The following is a 25,354-nucleotide window of genomic DNA, read 5'->3' on the forward strand; positions in this document are numbered from 1 at the left end:
ACCTGACGCAACTTCAGTAACGTGGTCTTCTGACCTGCGTCAGCCCAACCCGGGGTCCCGCACTTGGGGCAGTATTTATGCGGGTCACCGTTTTGGTCGATGTTTTCACTGTGATTGCAGTGGCTACACAAGCGCCAGTGCTCTGGTTCCGACACCTTGAGATCAATTTGTTCAATCTCGACCTTATGACCACCAGCATAAAAACTATTGAGTGGCGCCAGCTCGGCCAAGGCGGTCGAGGCTGGGCGCTCATATTCGTAGGTCGCGGTCTGATAACTCGCCCCTCTTCATTCTCATTTTTACGCCACAACACAGAACGCAGGGTAATACCCGCCTCAGGGAAGGCGTAATTGGGTAATATTCCCTCATCGGTTAAAAAGTTCAGCGTCTGCTTGTTGTTGATCTGGCTGACCAAGGCTTGCAAGGCTTGGCGTTCGGTATGCAGATCACGCATATCCGAATCAAAGTTCTGATCGCGCGGCCCGGTTTCGAGCTTATCGATGCTACGCTTGAGCTTGTCGATGCGCGCCTTGAGGGACTTACGATCTTCAAGCAACTGTTGCAACGCCTTGTCTATGCGCAGCACCAGCGAATGCTCAGCTTGCTGCCCCATCAAATAGTCATAGAGCTGTTGCAGGGTTTGCGGCTCAAGATCGGCAAACACCGCGGCAAAATCGGCCGCAAGCCGGACCCTCTGCTCCTCGACAAACGCCAAAAAGTTATACGGGAAGCGTTCCTTCTTGCCGCGTTCCACCTCATCGAGCATCTGTTTCACGTTCGGGCTGATCGCCATCGGCGTGATGCCGGTTCTCACCCAACTGTCGAGGCAGAAGGCCGCCAGTTGACGCTCCAAAATCGCCACGGCGTTAAGAAACACCCCCGGCGGCTGCACCTGGCCCTGCATCATCTCCAGCGGCTCTTCAAAGAAGAATTGATCGTGTGGATTGCCTTCGGCCAGGGTGATATTCAAGGCGTTGCCATCTTTACGCCCGGCACGGCCGATGCGCTGCAAATAGTTGGCCTGCGCCGGTGGCACCGAACAGAGCAGCACGCTAGAAAGATCACCCACATCGATACCCATCTCCAGGGTCGGGGTGGCCGACAGCAAATTCACCTGCCAGGCGCGAGTGCCGCGATAAAACGCCTGCTCGGTGGCCTCGCGCACCTCGCGGGTTAACAGTCCGGTATGCTCGGCACCCACCACCCGTGCCACATCAAGCCGATCCCAGCGCAATGCACTCGCTTGGGCGGTAAGCTGATATGTCCCGGTGCAGCGTAGCGACATACAGGGCGCCCCCTGCCACTGCCACGCCTGTGCACTGGGGGCAACCAGCGTCTCTCGACAGTCACTGCAACATAAGCGGCTGACTTCACGGGTTACTGTGAGCGCCTTGGGCACTATGCCCCAGGCTTCGCCCTTTTTGCTGTCAAAACGGGCCATCAATCCGGCCTTGGTCAAGGTCTCCAGCAGCTGGCACAGCACGGTTTCGCTGACGCTGCTAACAAACAGACGCTCACCCTGGGCAAGGGTAAGGTTGAGCCAGTGCTGATACCAGCTGGGGTTGGATTTGGCGCCGAGCAACTGGCTAAAGCTTTTATTGCGCTCGAAGGTGGCATAGGCCGGTTTGCGGGTGCGCGGACCGATGGCGGGCATGTAGCGTGAGGTGCGTTCACGCTGCATCATGCGAAAAGTATCACCGCCATCTTCGCGGTAACTTTCAAAAGCCGGATGCATTACGGCTCCGGCGTGGGTCAAGTGCCGCAGCACCCCGAGCACAAAATGGGTGACCTGTTCAAGGCTCACGCCCTGCATCAGCTCCCCCAGCTCCTCGCACCACCTAGCATGTAGGGGCGGCAACAGCGCATCGAGTGTTGCGGCATCGAGCGCCACACAGGCAAAACCGCTGTTTTCCAGAGTGCGGCCAATGCCGGCGCGCAATGTCAGCTCGCTGCATACCTCCCAGTCAAGTCGCTTGGCCACCAGCTCGGGCAGATCCGAGCCCGCGGGCAGCACGTTGTCTTGCACCAGCGTCTGATAATCGTTCAGCCACAGCATATTGGGGGCGATAAAGCGGCCGACAAATTCGGCCTCATCCTGACTGCGGGCCTTGGCATCAGCCAGCACGGCGGCGGCAAACGCATCGAGGGTTAGTGCGCCCTGCTCAGGTAAGGTACTGGCTATCTGGCCGCGCAGCACCAAAGGCCAAGTGCGGGCAGTAAAGAAACTGGCGCGGTGCGCCGCGTCTTGCACCGAATCGGAGAAGGTAATGAGCTTTTTGTGCTCATTAAAGCGGCTGCCATAGAGCTGGTGGATTATCACTGACGAGAGGCTGGCGGCGCGCGATCCCATGATCGACAAGCCTTTCGAGCTGCCGCAGTACGGGCAATCGGTGGATGAGACCAGGGTATCTTTGCGCTCTTTGAGCAGATCCGGCACCAATACCCGCAACAGGCCTTCATGGCCACACTGCTCGCAGGCATGCTTATCGGCACGATTGAGAGTCAAACACTGCGGGCATAAGTGCTGATGAACGCCGCTGACCGCCTTGTCACTGAGATCGGGGAATGCCAGCGCCAACGCGCGGCCACTATCGAAGAACTGGCGGTAGATATCATCCAGGTCTGTTTCGAGTTGGCGACTCTGGCCGTGGCGCATGCTGGCCCAACCGGTAGCGTGGCAGTCGCGGCAGTGCACCACCGGCAGGTGATTGGTTTGTTCATCAGCCAGCAGATCGCTGGCGAAACGTAACTTGGGTTGCTTCTCGACCGAAGCCACCAGCCGGCGCAATTCGCGCAGCCACAGTTGAGACCGCAGTTGCACCAAGGGGCGCACCGGACGCGGTTTACCAGCGAGTTCCCGTTGCGCACGCGCCTCTGGCGATTCATTAACCGGGCTGCGCGCTAGCGCCAACAGTGCCAGCCAACTTTGCAGCAACAGGCGTGCCTGCACCGCTGGCAGTGACAGCATCACGGCAAAACGTTCAGCGCAGCTGTGCTCGGTCAGGATCCCTCCCTGCAGATCGGCCAGCAGCAGATGCAGGGCACTGTGCTGGCGCATCAACTCACCTAGGCGGATACGCACCTCGCGCCCGGTATCGCTGTCGAGATCGGCGGGCAGCACCAGATCTTCTGCGGGAAACCACAGAGCCAACTGGGCATTCAGGTAAGCGTGATGATCGGCGTAACTGCTTGCTTCGAGCTGGCTATCCGGCTCGGGGAAATAGCTAAAACGCACCGGTGAGTCTTGCAAAAACTCGGCGGCACTGAGGCGGTCTTCGCGGATCACCGCGCTGTCATCAAACGGCTGCTCGAAGATCTGGCTGGCGTAGTCAAGCAACTGGCCTAGCTCATCGCCCACCGTGGCCGAGGTGCCCACACAGGCGAACTGGCCGTTATCCACCGCCACATGATGCTTTAAGCGGCGCACCAAACACGCCAGGTCAGAGCCTTGAGCACCATCGAAGGTGTGCAGCTCATCGACCACCAAAAAGCGCAAGCAACCCGGTGTGTTGTAGCGCCATAGCGGCTGATCCACCGGCCGCATCAACAAGTAGTCGAGCATCTTGTAGTTGGTCAGCAGAATATCCGGCGGGTTCTGGCGCAAGGTTGGCTTGTCGGTGAGCACCTGCTTGGGTCCCATCACCTTGCTGGGAAACTCATCGCTGTCGCCGACAAACAGGCCAACCGTCACCCGCCCATGCAGCTTGGGATCACTGGCAATAGCACTGGCAAAACGGCTGGCCTGATCGGTGGCCAACGCGTTCATCGGGTAGATGATGATCGCCTTGACCCCCGCGCCGGCAGTGGCGGCGCAGTGGTTAAGCAGCGGATACATAAAACATTCGGTCTTGCCCGAGCCGGTGCCGGTGGCCACCAGGGTTGGCTGGGGGTTGGCGCCGCCTAAACGCTCAAAGGCGCGCGCCTGATGGGCGTGCGGCGGGAAGGGCAACCGCAACTGGCTGAAAAAATCCAGCGGCAGTGCGCTTTGGCGAAAAGGCAACTGCGCCGAAAAATAGGGCCCCTTCAGCAAGGTATCCGGGTCTTGCAAAAACGCCTCGAGGGTGTGGTGCTCCGGTTGCTCAGGGTCGCCGGCAGCCTGGTTAAACAGCGGGCTATTCATCGGGAAGGCGGCGCGCAAAAACTCGGCGACACTGTCGGCCACCTGCCGACTGACAACAGACGGTAACATCAATGCATCTCCCAGTCGGATTCAGGCACGAGACAGTCATGCACATGGGAAGGTAACAGGCTGGCATCACCAAACAATATCAACTGTTTGCGAGGGCGCGAGAGGGTGACATAGAGCTTGTTCAAGTCATGCGCATCATCCCAATCAATAAACTCCAGGCCTGCATAAACAACGGTATCGAACTCCAGTCCCTTAACATGCTCGGCACAGGAGAAATGCACCATGTACTTCTTAGCCAAATCGATCCGATCAGAGACCTGTGAGTTACGCGTGGTCTGAGTGACCAGAGATTCACGCAAACGCGCTTCCAACTCGCTCGCCATCTCCTGAATTGGGCACACCACAGCAATGGTGCGGCCATGGGGTTGCACGGCGAGCACATCTAACAACTGATGATCAACATCATCAAATTGAGCGTCGTAAAACTGCTTGCTGCCGCCCGTCTTTGCCTCATGTTTCCATGTTTCCACCAAACCGGCATCTGCCAGTCGGCTATCTCGCTGCACGAGGGTACGGAACAACATGGCGGTAGCCGCCAACTGCGGCATCCGCTCCTGCCGTTTATTTTCTTTCAGCAAGTAGCGGTTCAGGGGGCGATAAGGGAAACAGGCTGCGATATCGTGCACATTGCCACGTCCCAATTGCTGGTGCATATCCCCCACCAAGGTCACGGCGTGATACTTGGGATCAGCCTGCTCGGCCATCAGGAATATTTGTAACTCGGTAAAATCCTGCACCTCATCGATAAAGACCGAACGGTAGCAAGGCGATACATGCAAATGTGCTGGCACTTTCGCATCTTGCGTCAGTTCACGAGTCATAATGTGCGCCAGTGCCAACAACAAGTCTTTGTCGTGCTCGGCCAGCAGCCGATCTTTCAAACGAGCCGCGGCTGCTTGCCAATGTGAAAAACTCTGCACGCAGGATTGGGCTTTGCGATCATCATCCCCATAAGGCTGCAACAGCGCATCCCGATAGAGATCGGCAAAGTGCCATTTGCTATAGATACGGCGTAATTGAGCATTGAACCATTTCGCCAGCGAAGTCTGCTTCTGGCCATCCTGGATCTGGCGCCAGAAAGGGTTGGCTTCATGAACCTGGAATACCCTATGACTGATGCGTGCGAAGAGCTTTTTAGTTATCAAACGCATATTGAGGTCATCAAAATCCCTCGCTCGTTTGATGGGGACTGGCTGACCATCGGGGAATCGACAATTGAACGAATCATCATCACTTTGCAGTTGCGCCCAGAGCTCCTCGGCAGCTCCAGCTTGCCAAGGCTGCATGCTCTCAGCCGAACGAATCTCGACACCCTGTTTGAACAGGTTGAGAAGATCTTCTTTCACATCGACCATCACCTCTACCATGGTCATCTGGTTGCGTTCTATTTCACAAACCACAAAAGCAGCGCCGTTCTTGCGTAACAAGTCGACTGCGCCCTTGGTATCCCGAACCTGGCGCCACTCCCCCGCAGAGGGATTAACCCATTTGGCATGCTTGTCAAACAACTCCAACCCAAGCTGGCTCTGTGCTTGATAGATATGGTGGATCACCCGATCAAGCGCAAAGGGCGCCGGTGACTGCTCCCGCAGTTGCGATATGAGTGGTTGGTAGAGTGCAGTTAGCCTGGATTTGACCAAGGCCAGCAACGCCTCAACGTTACCGGGTTTGGAGACAAACTTGTCGCTTGCCAATTTGTCGGGGATAACGAGCGAGTCAAGTTGTTGCTGCAAATCGTCAGCTATTCGCCATCCAATCACGGCACTGATGACCCTTAGCCACAGCATCCGCGTCTCATCTTGAAAACCGTAATCAGGAATAGTCCCCAAATTGTGATATTTAGCCTTTGGTTTCAACGCCGCAGCCGGTGCAACGACCTCTTCGCCCCTCGCCTCCAGCTGCTCATCGTCGCCCTCCTCATCTTCTCGCTCGCTCACATGGGTTAGTAAGGGAGATACAGGCTTGCTTTGCTCGATAAACAGATTGCGAGCACGACCCAACTGATACACCAGCCCCGCATACTCTTCGATAGGCAATTGAGAGATATCCAGCTCCAGGCAAGAGGCGCGAAGGTATTGCACCAGTTCACCGGTGCGCACGAAACCGACACTGCTCTCGGCTAGAAAGTCGCTGTTGAACTGCTCGTCATCGGGCGAGCGGGCCAGATCACACAAGGTCTTGGCCCGGCCCAAGGCGGCACAGGTCTTGCCTGAACCGGCGACCCCTTCCACCAGCATGGGGCCAGCATGTACGGTATTGGTCATGACCTCCAATTGTTCATCGGTGGGGTTGAGGAAGAAGTAATTGCTCAGACCATAGTAATCATCCTGCTCCTGCTCGCTGCGGCCAAAGATATCGTAGTGATTCTCTTGCTCGGTATCATCGTCAGCAAACAGCGCCGGTTCATCGAAATCGAAGTCAAACTCAATGCCAATCCCTTCCAGCGTCTTGTGCCCTGCCGTCTTGGCGCGGTCCATATCCTCCACAGGCAAACTAGCCTCGACCTGCGGTTTATCCCCCTTGGCCAACCAGCGGCCTAACGCGGCACGCAGGTTGGCCACCGTGGCCTGAAAGGGTGTGGATTCTTCACTCAAAATCAACGACTTGGACTCCATCACCCGGAAATTGCGAATATGCTCGGCAGCCTCCTGGCCAGTAAAACGGGAAAAGTTGCGGATCTCGACAATGGTGTACTCACCCCATTCATCACTTTCATGAATTGCCCCCAACCGAGCACCACGACATAACCGCCCTATGTGTGTATTCGGTGAAGAAATACCTAGCTTGGTGTTGGCATAGTCACTGGTCACTTGAGAAACGCGATAGCTCAGCGTCCCTTTAAACTCGGTATCAATGACGACTGTTTTACCGAAGCCATGGCGGTATACCTCCTCGTAACCCCTTAGATAAGGATCACGCCGTTTTTGTTCAGCCTCGGAGATCACAATATCCAGCGCGTCGAGTTCATGCTCGACCACAGCTTTGGTTGCGGTTGCTTGTTGCGGACTGACCTTGTCCAGCTCATCGGGTAATCGATATTGGCTCATCTCTTTTTCCTAAACGGTTGCCAACGCGGTGCTCACCGCGTCGGCGTCATGCTGTCTTCTCTTGTTCGCTGGCGCCTATACTGACTGCTCGGCAAAAAATGCCCAGGCAACCCGATAGTCATCTTCGCGATCCGGCTTGATAAAGGGAGCTTGCCAAGTGATGGTACGGCGCACCACGCCGCCCGGACGGGTATCGTCGTCAAAGGTGACGCTGACCGAGCCGGTTTTCAGATGCTGGATATCCTCCCAACCGATGACCAGATCAGCGCCCGCTTTGCCTGAATCAGCCCCCGTCCAATCGGGGCTATCCACCCCATAGACGATACCGGCCTTGAGGTCGGCTTTGCGCGCCTTGCGCGGCAGGCCAACCCCCACCAGCCCCTTACTCGGGGTAAACACGATGCGGCCCACTTGGTCATACCAGGTATCGGCTTCGTACTGGCGCATCACCGGGAACTGCACTCGGTAGATGGTCAAAAGTTCATCAATGGTCAGCCCCAACGCCTGCGCCACCAGCACATCGATCTCCACCAGCGCCTGACGGCGGCTGTAGTCGGTGCGCAATGCGCAGTCGCGCTGCCACTTAGGCGTCAGATTGGAGAAAAAACTCTGCGGCAATTGCGGCAGATTGCGGCTCCAGCGCAGACGGTTAAAGCAGGTATCAAACGCAGCACCCCAAATAGTGGAATAGTTGTTGACCAAGCAAATAAGTGAAAGTACTCGTACAAATGCGGACTTTTTATGATGTTCAGAGAGAGAGGCAAGAGCAAAATCATCAAGCATTTGATGCAGGTTCGCTTTGCCAGTTAACTTACACATAAAGTCGTATGGCACAGAAAATACGTGGCACGCATGGTTTAACAGCAAATCTGTCGATGAATATACGTATGAACGAGAACCATTCACATGTCCACTCTCGGGGGGGAAAACTGTCGCAATCAATGTGCGTTCACCGGACGGAGCGAGCATTGCCCTTATAAAAAGCCGATAATAATCCGTCACCTTCTTGGGTTTATCTCCCCCTTGTTCAGACCAATTAACGCGCGGTATGCGGTGGGCATACTCCTGCGCATCACAAGCCGGTATATAGTTGGTGCGCGGCAGGTAATCGTCCGGCAGGGTCAGCAGATCGAGATTGTCGTAAGCCTTATTCGTATCACACACCGCTCTAGGTGTGTTGTAAAAAGGATTACCAACAAAGAAATGCGGGCCGGAAAGAATCCACTGCGAGGCATTATCAGGAAACTGAGTCTGACGTTCGATTGTGCCATCTTTTTGCTGATTGGTTTCATGCCACATTTCCAGTGACAAATATTCACCCTGTAGATCCCCCAAGCGCTTGGGCTGATAGGCAAACGTTTCCAATACCGCAACCAATTGCTCCGCATGCAAAGCAGGCAATCGCGCCTGAATGGCTGGAGTTCCTTCAACATCGTAAAGTCGAGCAAAAAGTTCCAGTTGCGCGCGCTCAATGTAAATCACTCGGTCTTTATGGCCCTCAAAACACCACTTGACCTTAATATTGCCATCGACCTCGGTTTCCTCCTTTATGCCTGGCACAACACCGCCCCCTGCGTGCTGGTAACAGGCATCTATGGTCTGCGGAATAAATAAATTTGATATATTCGCAAAATAAGGTTGTTCGGAAGCTTGGCCATAAATATTTATGCTAAACAGCTTCTGATTTCCAATTGGAAACATATTCATTTCATTCTGAAACTGAAAATGTGCCCGCAATCTTGGATAAATTGCCGCCCGCAATAAGCCTCCCTTGGGATCGTCATAGATCCCCTCGGGATGAAGGAAACCTGCGAGCCCTTGCGCAGCCCCCAGCCTCCAGGCTTGTGGCAAAAAGCATTTATAGAGGTTGGTCTGCCCCCCTTTGAGCAGCGGATAGTTCTGCAGGGCATTAAGGTAATTTTGGGTGCCTTCACAGCCCTCATATTCAGTACGCCAAGCTTCTTCCAGCGCTGGCATGCGGGCAAAGATGTCGCTGCGCAAGGTAGCCAATCTCGCTGCAGTCAAATTGCGCAGCACAAACTCCGGCTCAAAGTCGCCGAGCACTCCAGCCTCTTGCCACTCCACCTTAAGCCAGGGCGGGTTACCCAGCATCAGATCAAAACCGCCGCGCTTGGCAAACAGATCGCTAAATTCGAGGTCCCAATGGAAAAAACGCTGGGCGCTGGCAATCTCATCCACCAATTTCAGCCGTGGTAACAACGCAAACAGCTGCTTGCGTTGCAATACCCCCTGCTGGCTAAACAGCGCCAACTGCTGCGCCGGAGCCTGCTCTGCCTCTTGCGCAAACTCCTCTGCAAATAACTGCCCCTGTGCGGTGGCCGGGGTCTCTTGCGGCGCGCAGGTCAACATCACCCCATCGAGCAGGGTTTCCAGCTCAAACAGCCACTCATCGCGGCTGGGCAGGTGTTCGGCCTGGTCTATCGGCCAAAACCACAGCGCGCACCAGTAATTCATCACCCAGCGCAGCTTTTGGTAGGCGCTGCTCTCCTGGCCGCGCCCGGCCAGGCGTGCATCCTTGTCGCGAAGGCTCGATAACGGCTGTGCCGTGCTTGGCGCCGGCCACACCGGGTGGCTGTCGCAGGTTTGCGCCCGCTCCTGCGTGAGCTGCTGGCGGTGCACTTGCCACAGCTTATCCACCTTGGCACTGATGCGGTCAAGGGCGACTTGCTCATCGGCGGTGATGCTGGCGCAAAACGCCTTGCGCCAGCCATCGAGTGCTTTTATATCATCGGGATAACGGGCCTTGACCGTTTTGTCGCTGTAGCTGGCCATGCCTAAATCGGGCAGCAAGAAGTGAAACACCTGCCCAGGGGCGCGCGGCTCACTCATCGCCAGCTCGCCAGGCACGCTGTTCAGCCAGCTCGGGTCTTTTTGCTTTTTATAGCTGAGCCCGCTTTTGCTAAACACCTGGCGGCGCGCACCAATCAGCGAGTTGCCGTGGTGCAGCTGATAGCCAAACCAGGGCACAAAGGCATCGCCGCTGATGGCATTGAGCCACAACGACACCTCGGCCAGCTCCACCGCCACCGGGTTTAAATCCACCCCGTACACATTGTTATCAGCAATAAACATCTTCACCCGCTGCAATTCGCGCGGATAGCTATCTTGCGGGATACGCCGCCCCTCGGCCTGTTGCTTGAGTTGCAAATAGGCTTCGGCCAACTGGTTGATGGCTTCGTTCAAGAAGGCCGCGCTGCCCATGGCGGGCTCGCAGACGGTGAGCGTCAAGATGGCATCGGCCTTGGCATGGGGGTCGCTAATCGGGTCGATTTGCGCCTTAAACAGCTCTTTGAGGGCGTATTTGACCAAGGATCGGGTCAGCACCTCCGGGGTGTAGTAGGAGGCGGATTTTTCCCGATCGCGGCCAGCCATGCGGTAGATAAAGCTGCCCTTGGGGTGGATACGCAGGCTGCCATCTGGGTTAAACACCTTTTCGTCGTCACGGTATTTGCCAATCTCGGCGGCCGTTACAAAGTAGCCGGTCTCCAGCGGGTTAAACTCCTCGCCGGCTTTTTTCACTTCATATAAGTCATCGCTGGCAAAAAAACCGCGGTAAGAGAGCAGCGCCTCATAGACGGCGCCCAGCTGGTTGATGCCAAGCTGGCGATAGGAGATGCGGCCACGGCGCCCCTTGCCAGCGCGGCTTAGCGACATCAAGTTGATGATGTTAAGCAGGGTTTCGTTGCGAAATACCACCTTGTTGAGGTGCGGGGTGTTGCTGTTGGCAAACAGGTGGCTATCGAGGCGCGGCACACTAAATTGGCTCTGGTGCTGGCTGATCTGCTCGCCGCTTAGGGCATCCGCTTGCACCGCGATGCCGCCTGCGTAGCCTTCGCGCACCAGCTTGAACAGCATCTGCAAGCTGTCATGCAAATAGCGGCCGTGGCGATCTTCCTCACTGGTGAGGGTGATCATCTCTAGATCGCGCAGGCTCTCCAGGCTATAGCCTTGCAGGTAGGTTTTGGCGGTCATCGGCGCAAAGCCGAGTTCGGGGCGCGCCTCGATGTAGAACAAAAACAGCAAACGGTACATGTAGCGCAAGCATTCGCGGCTGAGCTCATCAGGGCTGACCGCCCGCTGGCCACTGTAACCGGCCTGATTGTGTTCAATCAGATAGCGCATCGCCTCGTTGCCGAGCAGCTCGATGCTTTCGCGCAGGGCAAATTTGAGATCTTCCGATACCCCGAAGGCGTGCTTGTGGGCGTTGTCATCCAGGGAGTCAAGATAGGGTGCGCCGCTGCCGGGCAGCAAGGAGTCTTTGTGCAGCAAGGCGGCCAGCGCCTTGAGGGTGGCATCTTCTTTGCGGCTTAAGATCTCATCGAGTTCAAAGCGCAGCAGGCGGTTTTGCGCCCACTTGGTTCTGTCGAGCAGCAGCAGTTGCCGGTTACCAAGCAGCAATACAAAGCGTGGCGGCTCGGCCTGGGTAAACACCACAGAGGAGAGCAATTCCTGCCAGCTACGCGGCTCACCGCGACTGTTGTGGCGCAGCAGTTGGTTCTGTTTCGGGTCGCTGTCAGCGGGCAGTTGCAGCGCATGCAGGGCCTGGGCAAGCGGATCGCCCTCTTCTTCACTGTCGAACGCTTCGGCAATCCACAACCAGGGGCTGCCATCGGCACTCTCATAACGGGCCAGCAGCGGCAAGCTGCAACCTTCATCGAGCGGCTGCAAGGTGGGCGCGAGCTGATAGCCGAGCGCGCTTAGCACTGTGGCTTGGCGCGCGCGCTGCTGGCTAAGTTGCTGCGCGATATCGCGTTGTTTCTCCTGCTCGCTGAGCTGGCGAAAATAGCCGCTGGCGAGACTAGCGAGCTGGTTCCATGGGGCACGATAACCGGGGGCGACCGTTTTGCCCAGCTCCCTGGCGGCACGTTCCTGGTCGCGGGCGGCTTGCTCTTGCGCCTGCCAGGGTTCGAGCACACTGCGGATGTCACTGCCAAACACCTCGTCGAGGTAGTGATTGGAGTAAAATTCGTTTTCGTTAATGATGCCGACCAGTGCCATGGTTAACCCTCCGCGCCGGTGATAACGGCAATCAACTGAATATATGGTTCTTTTTCGGTGGTCATTGTCTCTTCGATCCACTCGATATAGCTTTCAAAGTTGTGGTCAATTTCGCGCTGACGCTGGGCCTGGCGACTCTGTTTCACCGCTTCGACCTGTTTGTTATCGGCAAAATCCAGCGTCAGTTGCTGGAGCTGGCGGGTTTTCAGCGCGTCGAGTTTCTTTAGCTGCGCGGTTAAGCGCAGGTTGATCTCGGTTTCAAACGCGTTGCGCTCCTGCACAAACACACTGCGAGCATGGTCAATGGCTTCGCGCAGCAGATCTTGCTGGCGTTGGTGGTTGCGCTGCTTGCCGCCGGGGTTGCTCAACTTACTGCACAAAGCGGGCTGCTGGGCGACAAAATCGGCAAACGGCTGACTGCCCACAAACTGCGCTTGCTTAAAGCTGACCACCAGCCAGGGGTTGACCATGGGGTGGGATTTGCGGTTGGGGAACAGCCCCGAGAGGATAAAGTGGTCTTCATCGGCGTTCATGGCATGGCTCATGCGCAGCACAGGCGCCTGATGACGGCCAAAGGCGCCTTGCACCTTGTCATCGAGCCACTGCACTACCGGGTTGATCTGCCACAGATAGTGAATGCTCGGCCAGGCATGTTGCTCGCCGCGCGCCGCAATAATGGCGCGGTTGATCACCTGTTTGTCTTCGCTGAGCAGCAGTTGCCAGTTGTCGGGCTCAATTTCAGGCGGTAGCTGAGCAAAGCGGCGGCGCAGTTCATCAGGCGCCACCAATGAGAGACAGCCATCGGGCAGACGCTCGAATTGCACCCGTTGACCGGCTTGTTTGAGGTAACCGAGTGCCGTTTCACAATAGGCCTGTTCGCTGGCAAACAGTGACAGATCCTGGGTGGTGAGGCGACTGGCATCCTGGCTGACCTGATTGCTCAGGGCACCCAGTAGATCGCCGGGTTGCTCCTGCTCGCTGGCATTGTGGTTAAGCAGCATATCTAACAGGCTGGCGCCATCTTGGGCGCCCTGCAGCATAAAGTCAGCGGTCTGCAGTTCTTCTTCTTCCTGGCTGTATTTACCGGTGAACTCGGAGCTGTCGCCGATGTTCTTTTGTGCCTGCTCATCTTTGTTGATCAGCACTTCCAGCACCCGCATATCGCCCTTGATCTGCTCGGCTTCGGTGAGCAGGTAGCGGATCTGCGGTACATGCTGCTGGCCATAGCGGTCGATACGGCCATTACGCTGTTGAAACACCATCAGTGACCAAGGGATGTCAAAATGGATCATCTTGTGGCTTTGATGGTGCAGGTTGATGCCCTCGGAGGCAACATCGGAGCACACCAGCAAGCGCACCGGAGCACTCTGTTTGCTGAATGCTTCGACGGTGTTCATCAGTTCGACATCGCCCTGGTCGCCGCGCAAGGTGGCGAGCTGTTCAGGCTTGAGCTTGAGATCGCGCGTCAGGTTGTCTGCCAAAAACTCCAGAGTCTTGATGCTTTCGGTGAAGATCACCAAGCGGTCATCAGCCTGATTGGCGCGCCATTGCAGATCGTTGCGGATGGTGTCGAGCAGCAGTTGGTATTTGCTAAAGCTGCCGGCATCGATGCGTGCCAGCGCCAACTGCAACGACTGCAACTCGTTGATCTGGCTTTGGCAGTTATTGACCTTGCGCTTGGCCAGATTGGCGAGCCGGTTGTTCACCACGCTGGCGCAGGCCATAGGGCTTGAAAACAGGGCCTTGGCGAGGGTGACCTTAAACAGGCGACCACGCTTGGCACTGCTGTCATCATCTTTAAGCTCGCTCTCAACAAGCCGGCGGAAGACTGTTTCTTCTTGTGCGCTGGCCTGACGTGCGATCTGCTTGATCTCGCGCTCGGGAAATTCACCGGCCATCTGATCTTTGACATCTTTTTTAAAGCGCCGAACCACCAGATTTTTGTCGGCAAAATCACTGTGCTGGTAATTAGAGGGATTGGCGATGGCTGTCGGGTCTAGCATGTTCATTAAGCTGGCGAAGCTCTCTGGCTTGCCATCATGAGGGGTGGCAGAGAGCATGATCAGGGTGTCACTGCGCCCAGCCAGCAATTTGGCGAGCTTGCTGCGCAGTGAGCTGCTGCCGCGCTCGGCAACGTTGTGCGCCTCGTCGATGACGATGATATCCCACCAGGCATTCTCTAAATGGTGGCGATATTCGATGTCTTGCTTGAGGGTATCGATGGAAATAATGCTTTTATCGAAGTAGTGAAACGGGTTGTGGTTGGTGGGAATGCGATTGCGCACCCGCTGTAACCCTTGAGAATCGAGCCGGGTGAGCGGAATGGCAAACCGACTCCAGAACTCTTTTTGAAACTGGGTCAGCATGGATTTAACCGCCAGCACCAAGATCCGCTTGCCACGGCCACGGCGAATAAGCTCGGAAACCATGATCCCTGCTTCCAGGGTTTTACCCAGCCCCACGGCATCGGCGATCAGGATGCGCTGGCGCGGTTGCTCCAGTGCCATGCGGGTGGGATCAAGCTGGAACGCCATCGAGTCCATCGCAGCCCGGTGACCAAAGTGCAACTTGGCATCGGTTGGTACCCTTTGGCGCAGCTGGCTTTCGATATACAGCTGTGCGGCCTGATAATTGGCCGATTCATCTTCCACCAGTTGGGTAGTGGCGGGATCGAGGATTTCGATGCGCTGTTCCAGTCGGGTTAAAAACAGTCCCTCTTTGCCACGCACCAATTCAGACACGCCATCACAGGTTAATAAGTGACCGCCATCACCACTGTTGTCTGCTCGACGGATGCGCCACTCTGCATCCCGGATCACCACCCGCATACCGGGTGCAAAGTTATGCTCGTTCATGAGTTTATCTTAATGTTTGAACAGCGCCTCAGGGGTGGAATATGCAACTCTGCATACCGCAAGTAGCACTGAGATAAAAAGGAAACAAAAGAGTACCATACACGGGATACAGGCGTAATAAACCCTACACGATAAAACCTGACCGATATCATGCTTTTCAATGGTTTGGTAATGGCATATCAATTGATAGGTTAAAAGATCTTCATTCGATTCGATTCGCAGACCATCATCGCCTCCATGGATGTTGTTTGGCTGGCCCTGGCTGTACATTTTTTAGCCACAAACTATGGCGTCAATCCGAACTTGAAGCTGGCCAAGTACACATGTCTTTTCCTACTGTTAAATGGAGAAGGATACTCCAAAGCCTTTACATGAGGCGCAAGAAGCAGCAGACAGTTCTTTAACCACCACGACTTGAACAATCCGATCTCGCTTGCGAACTAGCGCCGCAATTGAGTACATTGAACTGCATTATCACTTATGTGGTGGGCAATATGGATGGCTATTTAATGCACTGTACAATGCAGGTGAAAAATCGCTTTGTGCGGTCACTTTCTCAATCGTTAAACTTGTACAGAGATTTAATAATGGAACACCACATTCATTTATCAAAACCGGTTGTATCTCAATTGCTGTTAAATGGCTTTGAGGCTTTTGTTGTCCAGCATCAGGGACAAGTACGCAGTGGTATAGAATTGCACGCATCAGTCTACGGTAAAGTTAAAAGAGGAAAAGAAAAGACCAAGTACAAGGTGGATTTTATTTCGGTGGATACCACTGCAGATATGAATGGTGGCTTCGTAGCGTCAAATAATGAAACGCAATATCTGAAAGAGCATCTTGCTGAACAGATGGGATTTGAGAGAATTGGAAGTCTTCATACTCATCCCTATCTTGCTCATGAGGGCGATATGGAGTTTATGAGAACCGAAGGGTGTGATTTCTCCCCTGGTGATATAAATACATTTACTAATGAGCTAAACAAAAATAATAAACCATATTTAATTGAGCTTTTGCTAACAATCAAACAAAACCAAAGACAAAATATCAGACGAGACGGTTTTATTGGTGATGCTAGAAATGTATTTGAATTTTCTGTCGGTAATTGCAAATGTTTCCTGAGGGCCCAAGCATTTTCGCTTGATGAGAATCGTAAGCTGATTCGCGAAATGACATTCCTAGAAGATGACTATCTGCAATATTTTGAGCATTGGTTTACTGACTTTGGTCGTGTAAAAGTAAAAGAGGGGTGCAAGCGCATTCTGAAGTATATCGTTTAAGATAATGAAATTATTCAAAACTCAAGCAAGTGCTCTGTGTGAGTCACATGGCACAGCAATAACCAGGGCAAGGATAATAAGTTGTCCCATGTCAGGGTTGATTTAACCTTGCCAGCTCATCGGGTTGCCCTGTAGAAAGCCTATCGGCCAAGCATTACCACGCGAACAGCCTGCGCACAATTTCTTTAGGCTCCCAAATATTTCGATTGCACCCAGCCTAGGCCTTATCAATTTATGCGCCATGGACATCGTATTTTTATCTGAATTCACGGTCAACCCTGGTCCATTTCGGACGCTAATCCATAGTTATTTATCTATGCTCATTGATAGCCCTCCCCCTGACAGTCTCTATCGCCTTATTCATATAAATAAGGTAACCCCTCGGCTTTGCCGATGGATATTTACTCAACAACCATATAAGCACCATGACAGATATGTGTTAATAGCAATGCCTGTTTGATGGCATACAAGAGAGGCGATTGCCATATTATGGCAATTTTTAGCGGTGTTTTTTCCAGGATTTACTCTATAATTTCATCATGTACACAAGCTCTGATCGCAATAACAACTTCACCTTAAAAAACATTTAGTTATGATTGTAAGTCTACTGACGCCATGTCAAAAACACGTGCCACCATATGGCAATAAGCGTTTGGCTCTGCCATATGGTGGCAGACACTTCCACATAACCACTTGGCTGAACCTGCTTGTTCCACCAATGTCCCACCCCACCCAATGAAAAACGCCAACTGATGAATATAAATTCAAACAAATTGACTCTTGAATCATTAAAGCACTGCTCTCTATGCACTGTCCAACAACAGTACAATGGGATGGCATTAATTATAACCAGCCCACCTAACAGCAACTCAAACGATTCCCTCTTGATAGGGGTCAAGATATGCACTTTATCCACCACATGTCGCCATTTTGATAGATATCCCAAAAAAACATCTTTGGTTATGGCATTTATATTGTTTCAATACTGTTAACTTACGTTCTACTCTAATCATGTTGGAAATTATTCCAACTTATTTACCATGGTGGTTCAGCTTATTTTATTTGGAATTGCTTTCCTGTTGCGCGACATATTATCAACCTGTTGATGAAATACATTTCACAAGATGCACACAAAAATATCCATAACCCACAATGATAACAGCATAACAGCCGAAAATTAATGAAAAACAAGTCAGAAAATTATAGGTAATCTATCATACTCAGCTCGTCATCTAACCAAACTTAATACAATATGATTTTCCCAAGACGACATATAACCCTATCTATATTTCCTTATACAAAGTCCAATGATTGATATGCACTCGACTTATTCAAGGTATCATCTAAACATATGTAAAGCATTATCAAAAATGGTTTTATATCCATCGGTGCCCCCAAAATAACGACCGTTAGTTTGATTCTGTGTTATCTGGCCTGAAGCAGTATAACCACTCCCTTTTGCGGGCAACTGTCAGGTGAATACCATCTCCATACAGTCTGAGAAATTTAACAGACAGGACTTCATCCGTTTTTGCCGTAATAGCGCCAAGCCAGACCTGTCCAGTTGTTTCATATTTGAAACACCACATGCAAAAGTTCGTATACATAAACTGCAGAAGTTCATTTTATTGTTATATTTAAATCACTTACTGAATAATTCAAACAACCTCACTCGAGCCTGAAATGCTCCCTCATGTAGAAAGCACCAACCAGCAGACCATAAACAAGCCGCACCCGCTCATCCCTGCCCAGCAGCACACCGAGTAGCACTTCGCCGCTTGCCAAATCGTCACCATGCCAGAAGCACCAGAGGGCTGCCTCCACTACATCCAGCCAGCTGGCATGGCCCAGCTGATTGCGTGACTTGCGCCGCCAGCTACCACGCACCACCGAACCTGTATTCGGGGATCTGGCCGCCAGCGCCCGCTGCTCCATCACGCTTGGTGTGAGTCCATCCAGCTTGGCCTGACAACTACCACGCCCTCCCCGTAGCAATTTGTCGAGCAGTAGTGCCAACAAGCGCAACGCATCCTGATCTTCAAAGCTGGCAACCTCCCCCAGCAAATCGGCAGCACCCGCCATCAGTTGCTCACGTCCCCAGTAGATGGGCTGTAACGTGCGATCCAGCCGATGTTGCTCGACATGGATAGCCAATGTCGTCACCACCGCCAGCGGTGAAGTCTCACCCTCTTGGTGACACGCGCCTTTGGCAAGCAGAGCGGTCAGCTCCCTAGCTCGCTCGGCTGACAGTAGGCAATAGATCCCCCTGATCAGTGGCATGGCCAGCTGATCCGATCCCGGCGTCAATGTCATGACACTCCAGTGATAATTGATAATGAAGCAAGGTTGGCTCATCAAGATGCCTGGAAACTGCAACAGAGCTCGGCGATAAAGCGCGTCCCGCCACTAGGGAAAAACAGCGCTTGTCTCTTCCCCATCGCAGCAAAAGCAGGCGGATCTATCAGACGGTCTTAACACCCGGGCCAACCAGCAAGGCCACGGACTTGTCATCGCCGGTTGTGCGTAGCCATAACTCCCCCTGGCTCAAGCACTCATAGAGCTCGCGTACGGTCACCTTCTGCTCAACCCACTGATCGAGCATGGGGGCAAACCGACTCTGTGCGTTGCTATAGAGTCGCTCGGCAGCCCCGTCACTCATCGCGACAACCGCCTCCACCCTACCTGCGGGCTCAGCACCCCAACTGACCTGAGCCATACTCAACTGCGGATCGATGAACGCAGTCTGGTTGGCAAACTCCCCCTTGTTCGCCTGGCCCAGCTGACGCCAGGACGATTCAGCGTAACCCCGCTCCCGTAACGCCAACAGGCCATCGCCAACTTGCAGCCAGAACAGGGAGTGCTTGCCTGCTACTGCTAACAGCAAGGTGGCACGAAAATCATCGCCACTGCGCCGACCGGCTGCGGCCAGATCGGCATTGATCCCCTTGGCATGCCGTACCAACAACATGGCCAGTTGCGCCAGCTCAGCGCTCTGTTCTTCCTCATCAAGCCACTTGGCCAAACAAGGTTCCAGCGAGATCAGCAGCCGCCGTAACCCCTCGCTTAACGTACGGGCCCCCAACTCGGCGCACAGGGCCGATCCTGCCCCGTCGCACAGCACCAGCAACGGCCGTCCCTGACAGTGGATGACCCCATGATCCTGACAGGGCAAACCATGCTGTAGATGGCGGTAACCCACTGCCTGGCTAGCCACCCCATGCCAATCCGACAGTCCCAGCGGCGCTGTTGACAACTGCTCAAGATAACGAGGCAGTTGGGCCAACAGGGGATGATAATAAGACGCCACCGTCATAACAGGCTCCTCAATGCCAAATGGGGGGCTTGCGCCCCATGCAACGCATGCTCTGCCGGTCTCCTGTTACACATCGATACTGTCCCAGCCTGAGGTGGCAGGCAGTTGCACCTTGTCACCGGGGATAGATGCGCTCACCCGCTGCATGCTTTGGGAGAGCCACATAAAAAACTCGGTAAAGCGCAATCCGGCCAAACGCTTGGGTGGCAACAGGGCGCAACGCGACAGCTCACCGATATCCGCCTCGGCACCGATGGCCACACAGAGCACCACCATCTTCTTCGCCTGAGCCAGCGCCCTGAGCTCAGCCGCCCGTACCGGCCAACCACTGTCAGTGGGCACCCCGTCACTCATGATCACCATCCACGGCTGGTAATAGCTCACCCCTGCCTGTTGATAAGCCTGCTTGCGCTGCGCCAATCGTTCGATGCCGAGGGCAATCGCCTCTCCCAGTGGCGTCACTCCATCAGCCACCAGGGCCGGGCGAGAATCGAATTCGGCGACCGAGGCCAATGGCTGAAGCTCCTGTACCTGGCCCCCAAAGCTGATAATCCCCAGCTCCACCGAACTGGCGGCCACCTCATCGCCCTGCAGCTCGACGATAAATTGCCCGACCCCATCCCCCAGCTCGGCAATAGGGCGTCCCTGCATCGACCCGGAGGTGTCGAGCAGCAACATACAGGGGCAACGCGGGGCGGGGTTGGTGAGCAGACTCTGCTCGAGATGGGCAAGTTCCATCATCTTCTCTCCTGTGACAAAGCCGGATTGGCTGACGGAAGAGATAATGACAGCGTTCAAAGGGAAACGGATTGACACCAACTGGTAAGAAAACGAGCCACTTAAATAGCTGTTCCGAATAGTAGATCACTGGAGGAAGGGAACTCAGTCCAGTTTGTGCGATCTCATTAGTCGCCAAACAAAACAAGCCACACACAAAGGACTGAGTTGATGCCTATCCTACCACCCCTGCCACGGCCACAGCGCCGCCGCATTCACAAAATCATCCATGCCACCCGTGATAAAGGGCATGCTCGTCGCTTGATGGCTATCTTGCTGCAACATGAAGGACGCACGGTCACTGAGGTTCATCACCTTACCGGCGCTGCTCATGCAGTTTTCTCCGCAAGATTTTGGTTATCAGCGCAGCCGCTGGTGTACCGAGCTATTGGCTATCAAAATCAATCGGTTAACGGGGCTCAATATGGCAGCATCCACGCTCCGCCGATGGTTACCTCGTATGGGTATTGTCTGGCGAAGGCCCGTGCCGACCTTGCGGATAAAAGACCCGGCCTATCAGGATAAAATGGCGAATATCGAGGCTGCGCTGGCCCGCTGTGATGCCGATAATCCGGTGTTTTATGAGGATGAAGTCGATATAGACCTCAATCCAAAATTAGGAGCCGACTGGATGTTCAGAGCGCAGCAAAAGCGGGTTGTCACACCGGGACAGAACGCCAAACATTACCTGGCAGGCGTTCTCCATGCAGGCAATGGAAGAGTACTTTACGTCAGCGGGATAAAGAAAAACTCATCCCTGTTTATCGCCATGCTGGAAAAGCTGCGTCGCCACTACCGACGAGCCAAAACCATCACGCTGATCCTCGATAACTACATCATTCACAAAAGCAAACAGACCGAGCGATGGTTGAAGAAGAACCCCAAGTTCTGCCTGGTGTTCCAGCCAGTTTACAGCCCTTGGGTTAATCACATAGAACGGCTGTGGCACAAGTTACATGAAACCATCACGCGCAATCATCAATGCAGAGGAATGGCCAGCCTGCTGGCCCGAGTGAAACACTTCATGGATACCGTGTCTCCTTTCCCGGGGAATGGCTATGGCACAGCGAAGGTGTAGCACTATTAGGATCAGTTATTTAGTTGATAGTCGGCCAAATAGCCTCTTATTGCACAATCTGGCTGGATAACAACACTTGCAACATCTGCTTTTGATGCTCAGCTATCTCATCCTCCTGCCAGCGACCCTTCTTCTGCTTCATAAGCCTGATCATTGCGAGCAACTTGAGACTATCAATCTGGTTGTTGGCAAGGCTCGCTTCAAAGTGCTCCTGCTTCTGTTGCGGCTGGAAGTTACTCAGGCGCGAGTTCTTGCTGTGGCTGATAAGGCAAAGGTTGCCAAACGAATGAAGTGCACTCTGCTCGACCGGTTTATAACCATCCATCGGATGCTGGGGTGAGAAGTGTTCCACCGAACTGCGGAATGTAAACTCGAAACGGCGATACAACTCCATATCACGATCTTTATCTTGATTTCGATTCGTAACCCACAGCAGGTAGTCGAGGAAATTGAAGACAAAGTTGTTCTCGATATGACCGAAGCGAAGTTTGGATGTAATCACCTCGTGCCAGCTCTCATCCACATTGATGGCAGGCAACAGGGCGTTATCTAGGTAGAGCATCTGATAATAGGAAGCCCCTTCACTCGGCGCCAAAAAGCGCTGGAAGACAAAGCGGCGAGCCTGACTTTCCAGATAGGACAGATAAGCCCCGGCCTCCACCGGTTGATCAGGGTGACAATTGTCGAACAGATATCTCAGTGCACCATTCAGCCAATGTTTGTAAACCAGGGTCGGGGTCGACACATGAAACGCCGACAGCAACATCAGGATCCGCCGGTTAACACCAGAGAAACCATTCTCATTTTCATCCTTGTCAAAGGTATTGATGTAACTGACGCTCTTTTCCGAATACCAGTGCAGCCGCTTCAGACTCCAACCATCCTTGCCATCGGCAAACTCGCGCTTGATGATGAACTGATCAAACAGATACTTGCTCTTCAACAGGCCATAGATAAAACGCTGAACTGCCGCCACTGGGTCCGTCTGCCCGATCACCCGCAGCTCAAACTGATCGACCAGTTGTTTATCATCGAGCGGCACCCCTTCTGTATTCATGGGGTCGCGGCTAACGAGTCGCAGTACATGGAGCAAAAAGTTGGAGAAGTTGATGACGCTATTAAAGCGCTCGGAGCCTGCACTCTCCTCCTCCACCTTCTGCTCTCCATCGAGATTGTCATCCTGCAAAATGGCCAACAAGGTGCGCCCCTGGCTGGCGTCAATCACATCATCATCGCTTTTATCTGCAGATGGGGGGCAATAAGAGGGTGCTAGCAGATCAAGTAGATGGGCAAAATCCCGGGGAACAAACTGACCCCAGTCTTTCTCACCGAACAGGCGATGACGCTCCTCTGGGGTAAAACCGTACTGGATATAGCGCTCCATATTGGCGCAGGCATCCCATACCCGGGTCAGTGCATAAATGTTTTGGCGACGAGTCTCCTCCTCGGGTATCTTGTCGTTTAGCACAGCCATCAGCTTCGCCTTGATCACCTCATGCTTTTCCAGCTGTTCACCGCGATTGTTCATCGCCTCGAAGAAGTGATTGAGATCGGTATCCTTGGGTACCTCGATACGAGAGATCTGCACATGCGTGAAGAGGTAGTCACAAAAGGCCGTCAGTTTAGCCCCCACCAAACCAAGATCCGCCATTGCCTTGCCAATCAGTTCAAAACCGTTCACAAGACCTTCATTGAAGGCACTCCCCCGCAAATCGTGGGGAGCCACCCCCAGCCATAAGCACTCGAAGGTATGCCTCGATATCGGGCGACTTTCAAAAGCGAGGTTGATGGTCTGATACCAGCTCATATCCACCGCACCTACCGCATCTTTAGGGGGGTGTTTGAGCCAATTGGCCAGCAGAGAGAGGGTAGTAAAGCGCTGCTGACCATCGATTACCTCGAAGCTACTATCGTCCCGGGCAAACACCACCAAGGTGCCGATATAGTAGGTTTGCGGTCCCTTGGCACCGACCGATTTTTGCTGATAATCCAGCACATCCTGCAGCAGCTGGGTGATCTCTCCCTCGCCCCAGGCATAGTTACGCTGGTACATGGGCACCAGATAGCGGGCGCTGTCTTCGAGCAGTGCACGGATGGAAAAGGGGCGAACGCCTGCATCACTCATAATATTTCATCTCCCGAAACAGTCCGACCAGCTCATCTTCGGTGCCACTTCGAATATTGTTCTGGTTCTCTTTCTTGCTCATGCTCGGCAAAGGGAAACCATGCAGGTCTCCCGGCAAACGGGCATCACGAATGGCACGGATCAGATTGTGCTCCAGCACGTAGTTATCCATGGTCGCCAGTTGCACCACCTGCTGGCGAATACGGCAACGATAGGCCCAGATAAAGCACTTCTCGATGGCCAGTGACAGCCCCTGGCTGCCGAACTTGTCGATATAGAAGATCAGGGCGCAGTCGAACATGGCCCGCACATAACGATCCCCAGTGCGGAGGCGCTTTGCATAACTGCCCAAGGTAAACAGAACTTTGCTAGCCATCGGCGTCAGCGCTTCGCCGAGCAGGGTGGCAGATTGCGCCTTACCGGAATCAGATTCCTCGGCCACGATGGCGGCCACCCGCGTCTGGTAGTACTCGGCCATCTCGAAAAAGCGCCGACCATTGATGATCATCTGGTCGAGATGAAAGGGAAACGTCATTCGCTGGCCATCTATCTTGCGCTGGTACTGGCTGTTGTACTCATCGACAAAGTGGTGGGCGATACGCAGCGACTCCACATAGGGATAATGTCCCACCCGGTCGAGGTTGACCCCCTTGAAGAGATCTACCTCCCCCTTGCCAAAATAACGGGCCGACTTGCCCTCGGCCCACTGGCGTACCCGATAGAGATAGAGGGCGAACAGATTGGCCAGCTCATCGCTTGGCAGGCGCTCCCAATGGGCAACCGCCTCGGCCTTGAGGTTGGCCTCATGGTCAGCAAACTCGCGCAGGTGAAATGCCTTGAGCAGATCGTGGGGGGCCAAATCGCGCCCCCGGGCATTTTGTGAATCGAAGAACTGGAACGCCTCCGAGATATCCTGCAGCACAAAGCAGACTACCTGACAGCGGTTGAGCAGAAAGTCGATTTGCTGCTCGTCAAACTCAGGGCGGGCCACCAGCCGACGCAGTTCCAGATAGTTGCGTCTGAGGTTTAACTCCGAATCACGGCTGGGGAAGTGCTGGCGCTGCATAAACGCATCGATAGGTCCCCGCAAGGCCTGCAATTGCTCACGCAGATCCTGACGTTGAAACCGGATACTCTTCTCTTTGCCATTGCGAGTTTCGTTATCCAGCACCCCGATAAGCGCCTTGACGGTCAACATCAGGGTCAGTGTGCGTTGCTGACCATCGACGATATCAAGCATCTCGCCCAGCTTGCTATCGGTGTGCTGATGAAACACCACCGAGCCCAGCCGGTAGGCGCTCTTGTCCTGATGGGTCGCCAGATCACTGAAGAGATCCGAGATATTCTTGGCGCCCCAGCGGTACGGCCGCTGATAGTTTGGGATAGCCAGTTGGGGAATGGCCAGCAACTGGCGTACCGACCGCACCTGATTATTGATGCTCTCCATCATGCCTCCTGCGGTAGGCGGATGCAGCCGGTCAACAACCACTGCATCAGCCCCTGTTTCAGGAGGGAGGAGTAGAGTTCGTTCTTCTTGATAGCCATGAGTCAGGTATTCCGATAAGAGTCTGTGTACACCAAGGGCGCCTGGAAAACGAAAAGAGGCAGAGATTCACAACCTTGCCGGTTACGGAGCCAGAAATTGCCGACGAGTTTACCCATTTGGCCCCG

General features: G+C 54.0%; 10 protein-coding genes and 1 pseudogene. 2 read left to right on the forward strand and 9 right to left on the reverse strand.

What is annotated here, in order from left to right; all coding sequences use genetic code 11:
- Positions 1-13: 13 nt before the first annotated feature.
- The 4 genes from ACTG27_RS06730 to ACTG27_RS06745 all read right to left on the reverse strand — a co-directional run bounded on the left by ACTG27_RS06730 (position 14) and on the right by ACTG27_RS06745 (position 15,110).
- Complete coding sequence (locus ACTG27_RS06730) at positions 14-4,189, reverse strand: DEAD/DEAH box helicase (RefSeq protein ID WP_439979356.1); 4,176 nt, start codon at positions 4,187-4,189, stop codon at positions 14-16.
- Positions 4,189-7,236 carry a hypothetical protein gene (locus ACTG27_RS06735; protein WP_439979357.1) on the reverse strand — a complete coding sequence of 1,016 codons (3,048 nt, stop codon included), beginning with the start codon at positions 7,234-7,236 and terminating at the stop codon, positions 4,189-4,191. Before ACTG27_RS06735 ends, ACTG27_RS06730 begins: the two co-directional genes overlap by 1 nt.
- 75 nt (positions 7,237-7,311) lie before the next feature.
- Entirely contained in the window at positions 7,312-12,255 is a 4,944-nt protein-coding gene (locus ACTG27_RS06740; RefSeq protein WP_439979358.1) for an Eco57I restriction-modification methylase domain-containing protein, read from the reverse strand.
- 2 nt (positions 12,256-12,257) lie between these two features.
- Positions 12,258-15,110, reverse strand: a complete 2,853-nt coding sequence (locus tag ACTG27_RS06745; protein WP_439979359.1) for a DEAD/DEAH box helicase — start codon at positions 15,108-15,110, stop codon at positions 12,258-12,260.
- 587 nt (positions 15,111-15,697) lie between these two features.
- Between ACTG27_RS06745 and ACTG27_RS06750 the strand changes: the two genes are divergently transcribed.
- The gene (locus ACTG27_RS06750) at positions 15,698-16,390 is read left to right on the forward strand and encodes a hypothetical protein (RefSeq protein ID WP_439979360.1); all 693 of its coding nucleotides are present in this window, start codon (positions 15,698-15,700) and stop codon (positions 16,388-16,390) included.
- Positions 16,391-18,058: 1,668 nt separating this feature from the next.
- Here ACTG27_RS06750 and ACTG27_RS06755 read toward each other — a convergent pair.
- The 3 genes from ACTG27_RS06755 to ACTG27_RS06765 all read right to left on the reverse strand — a co-directional run bounded on the left by ACTG27_RS06755 (position 18,059) and on the right by ACTG27_RS06765 (position 20,444).
- Positions 18,059-18,703, reverse strand: coding sequence for an ADP-ribosylglycohydrolase (locus ACTG27_RS06755; protein WP_439979361.1), 645 nt, complete (start codon positions 18,701-18,703; stop codon positions 18,059-18,061).
- 148 nt (positions 18,704-18,851) lie between these two features.
- The gene (locus ACTG27_RS06760; protein ID WP_439979362.1) at positions 18,852-19,703 is read right to left on the reverse strand and encodes a PP2C family serine/threonine-protein phosphatase; all 852 of its coding nucleotides are present in this window, start codon (positions 19,701-19,703) and stop codon (positions 18,852-18,854) included.
- 66 nt (positions 19,704-19,769) lie between these two features.
- A complete protein-coding gene (locus ACTG27_RS06765; RefSeq protein WP_439979363.1) occupies positions 19,770-20,444 on the reverse strand; it encodes a vWA domain-containing protein in 675 nt (224 codons plus the stop codon).
- 207 nt (positions 20,445-20,651) lie between these two features.
- On the opposite strand from ACTG27_RS06765, the pseudogene ACTG27_RS06770 reads away from it, so the two are divergent.
- Positions 20,652-21,558, forward strand: a pseudogene (locus ACTG27_RS06770) (IS630 family transposase).
- Positions 21,559-21,604: 46 nt separating this feature from the next.
- Here ACTG27_RS06770 and ACTG27_RS06775 read toward each other — a convergent pair.
- Together ACTG27_RS06775 and ACTG27_RS06780 are read right to left on the reverse strand one after the other, a co-directional pair.
- On the reverse strand, positions 21,605-23,683 hold the full coding sequence (locus ACTG27_RS06775) for a DUF262 domain-containing protein (protein WP_439979364.1): 2,079 nt from the start codon (positions 23,681-23,683) through the stop codon (positions 21,605-21,607).
- Positions 23,676-25,133: a DUF262 domain-containing protein gene (locus ACTG27_RS06780; RefSeq protein ID WP_439979365.1), complete on the reverse strand. Its 1,458-nt coding sequence runs from the start codon at positions 25,131-25,133 to the stop codon at positions 23,676-23,678. The genes ACTG27_RS06775 and ACTG27_RS06780 overlap by 8 nt, the downstream gene beginning before the upstream one ends.
- Positions 25,134-25,354: the final 221 nt, after the last annotated feature.

The organism is Aeromonas sp. 97A (genome assembly GCF_051919185.1).
Lineage (GTDB): Bacteria > Pseudomonadota > Gammaproteobacteria > Enterobacterales > Aeromonadaceae > Aeromonas > Aeromonas veronii.

Bases quoted from the DNA above. Each gene is read 5' to 3' on its own strand.
- ACTG27_RS06730 (WP_439979356.1), bottom strand. From the start codon at position 4,189: ATGTTACCGTCTGTTGTCAGTCGGCAGGTGGCCGACAGTGTCGCCGAG.
- ACTG27_RS06735 (WP_439979357.1), bottom strand. From the start codon at position 7,236: ATGAGCCAATATCGATTACCCGATGAGCTGGACAAGGTCAGTCCGCAA.
- ACTG27_RS06740 (WP_439979358.1), bottom strand. From the start codon at position 12,255: ATGGCACTGGTCGGCATCATTAACGAAAACGAATTTTACTCCAATCAC.
- ACTG27_RS06745 (WP_439979359.1), bottom strand. From the start codon at position 15,110: ATGAACGAGCATAACTTTGCACCCGGTATGCGGGTGGTGATCCGGGAT.
- ACTG27_RS06750 (WP_439979360.1), top strand. From the start codon at position 15,698: ATGGAACACCACATTCATTTATCAAAACCGGTTGTATCTCAATTGCTG.
- ACTG27_RS06755 (WP_439979361.1), bottom strand. From the start codon at position 18,703: ATGACATTGACGCCGGGATCGGATCAGCTGGCCATGCCACTGATCAGG.
- ACTG27_RS06760 (WP_439979362.1), bottom strand. From the start codon at position 19,703: ATGACGGTGGCGTCTTATTATCATCCCCTGTTGGCCCAACTGCCTCGT.
- ACTG27_RS06765 (WP_439979363.1), bottom strand. From the start codon at position 20,444: ATGATGGAACTTGCCCATCTCGAGCAGAGTCTGCTCACCAACCCCGCC.
- ACTG27_RS06775 (WP_439979364.1), bottom strand. From the start codon at position 23,683: ATGAGTGATGCAGGCGTTCGCCCCTTTTCCATCCGTGCACTGCTCGAA.
- ACTG27_RS06780 (WP_439979365.1), bottom strand. From the start codon at position 25,133: ATGATGGAGAGCATCAATAATCAGGTGCGGTCGGTACGCCAGTTGCTG.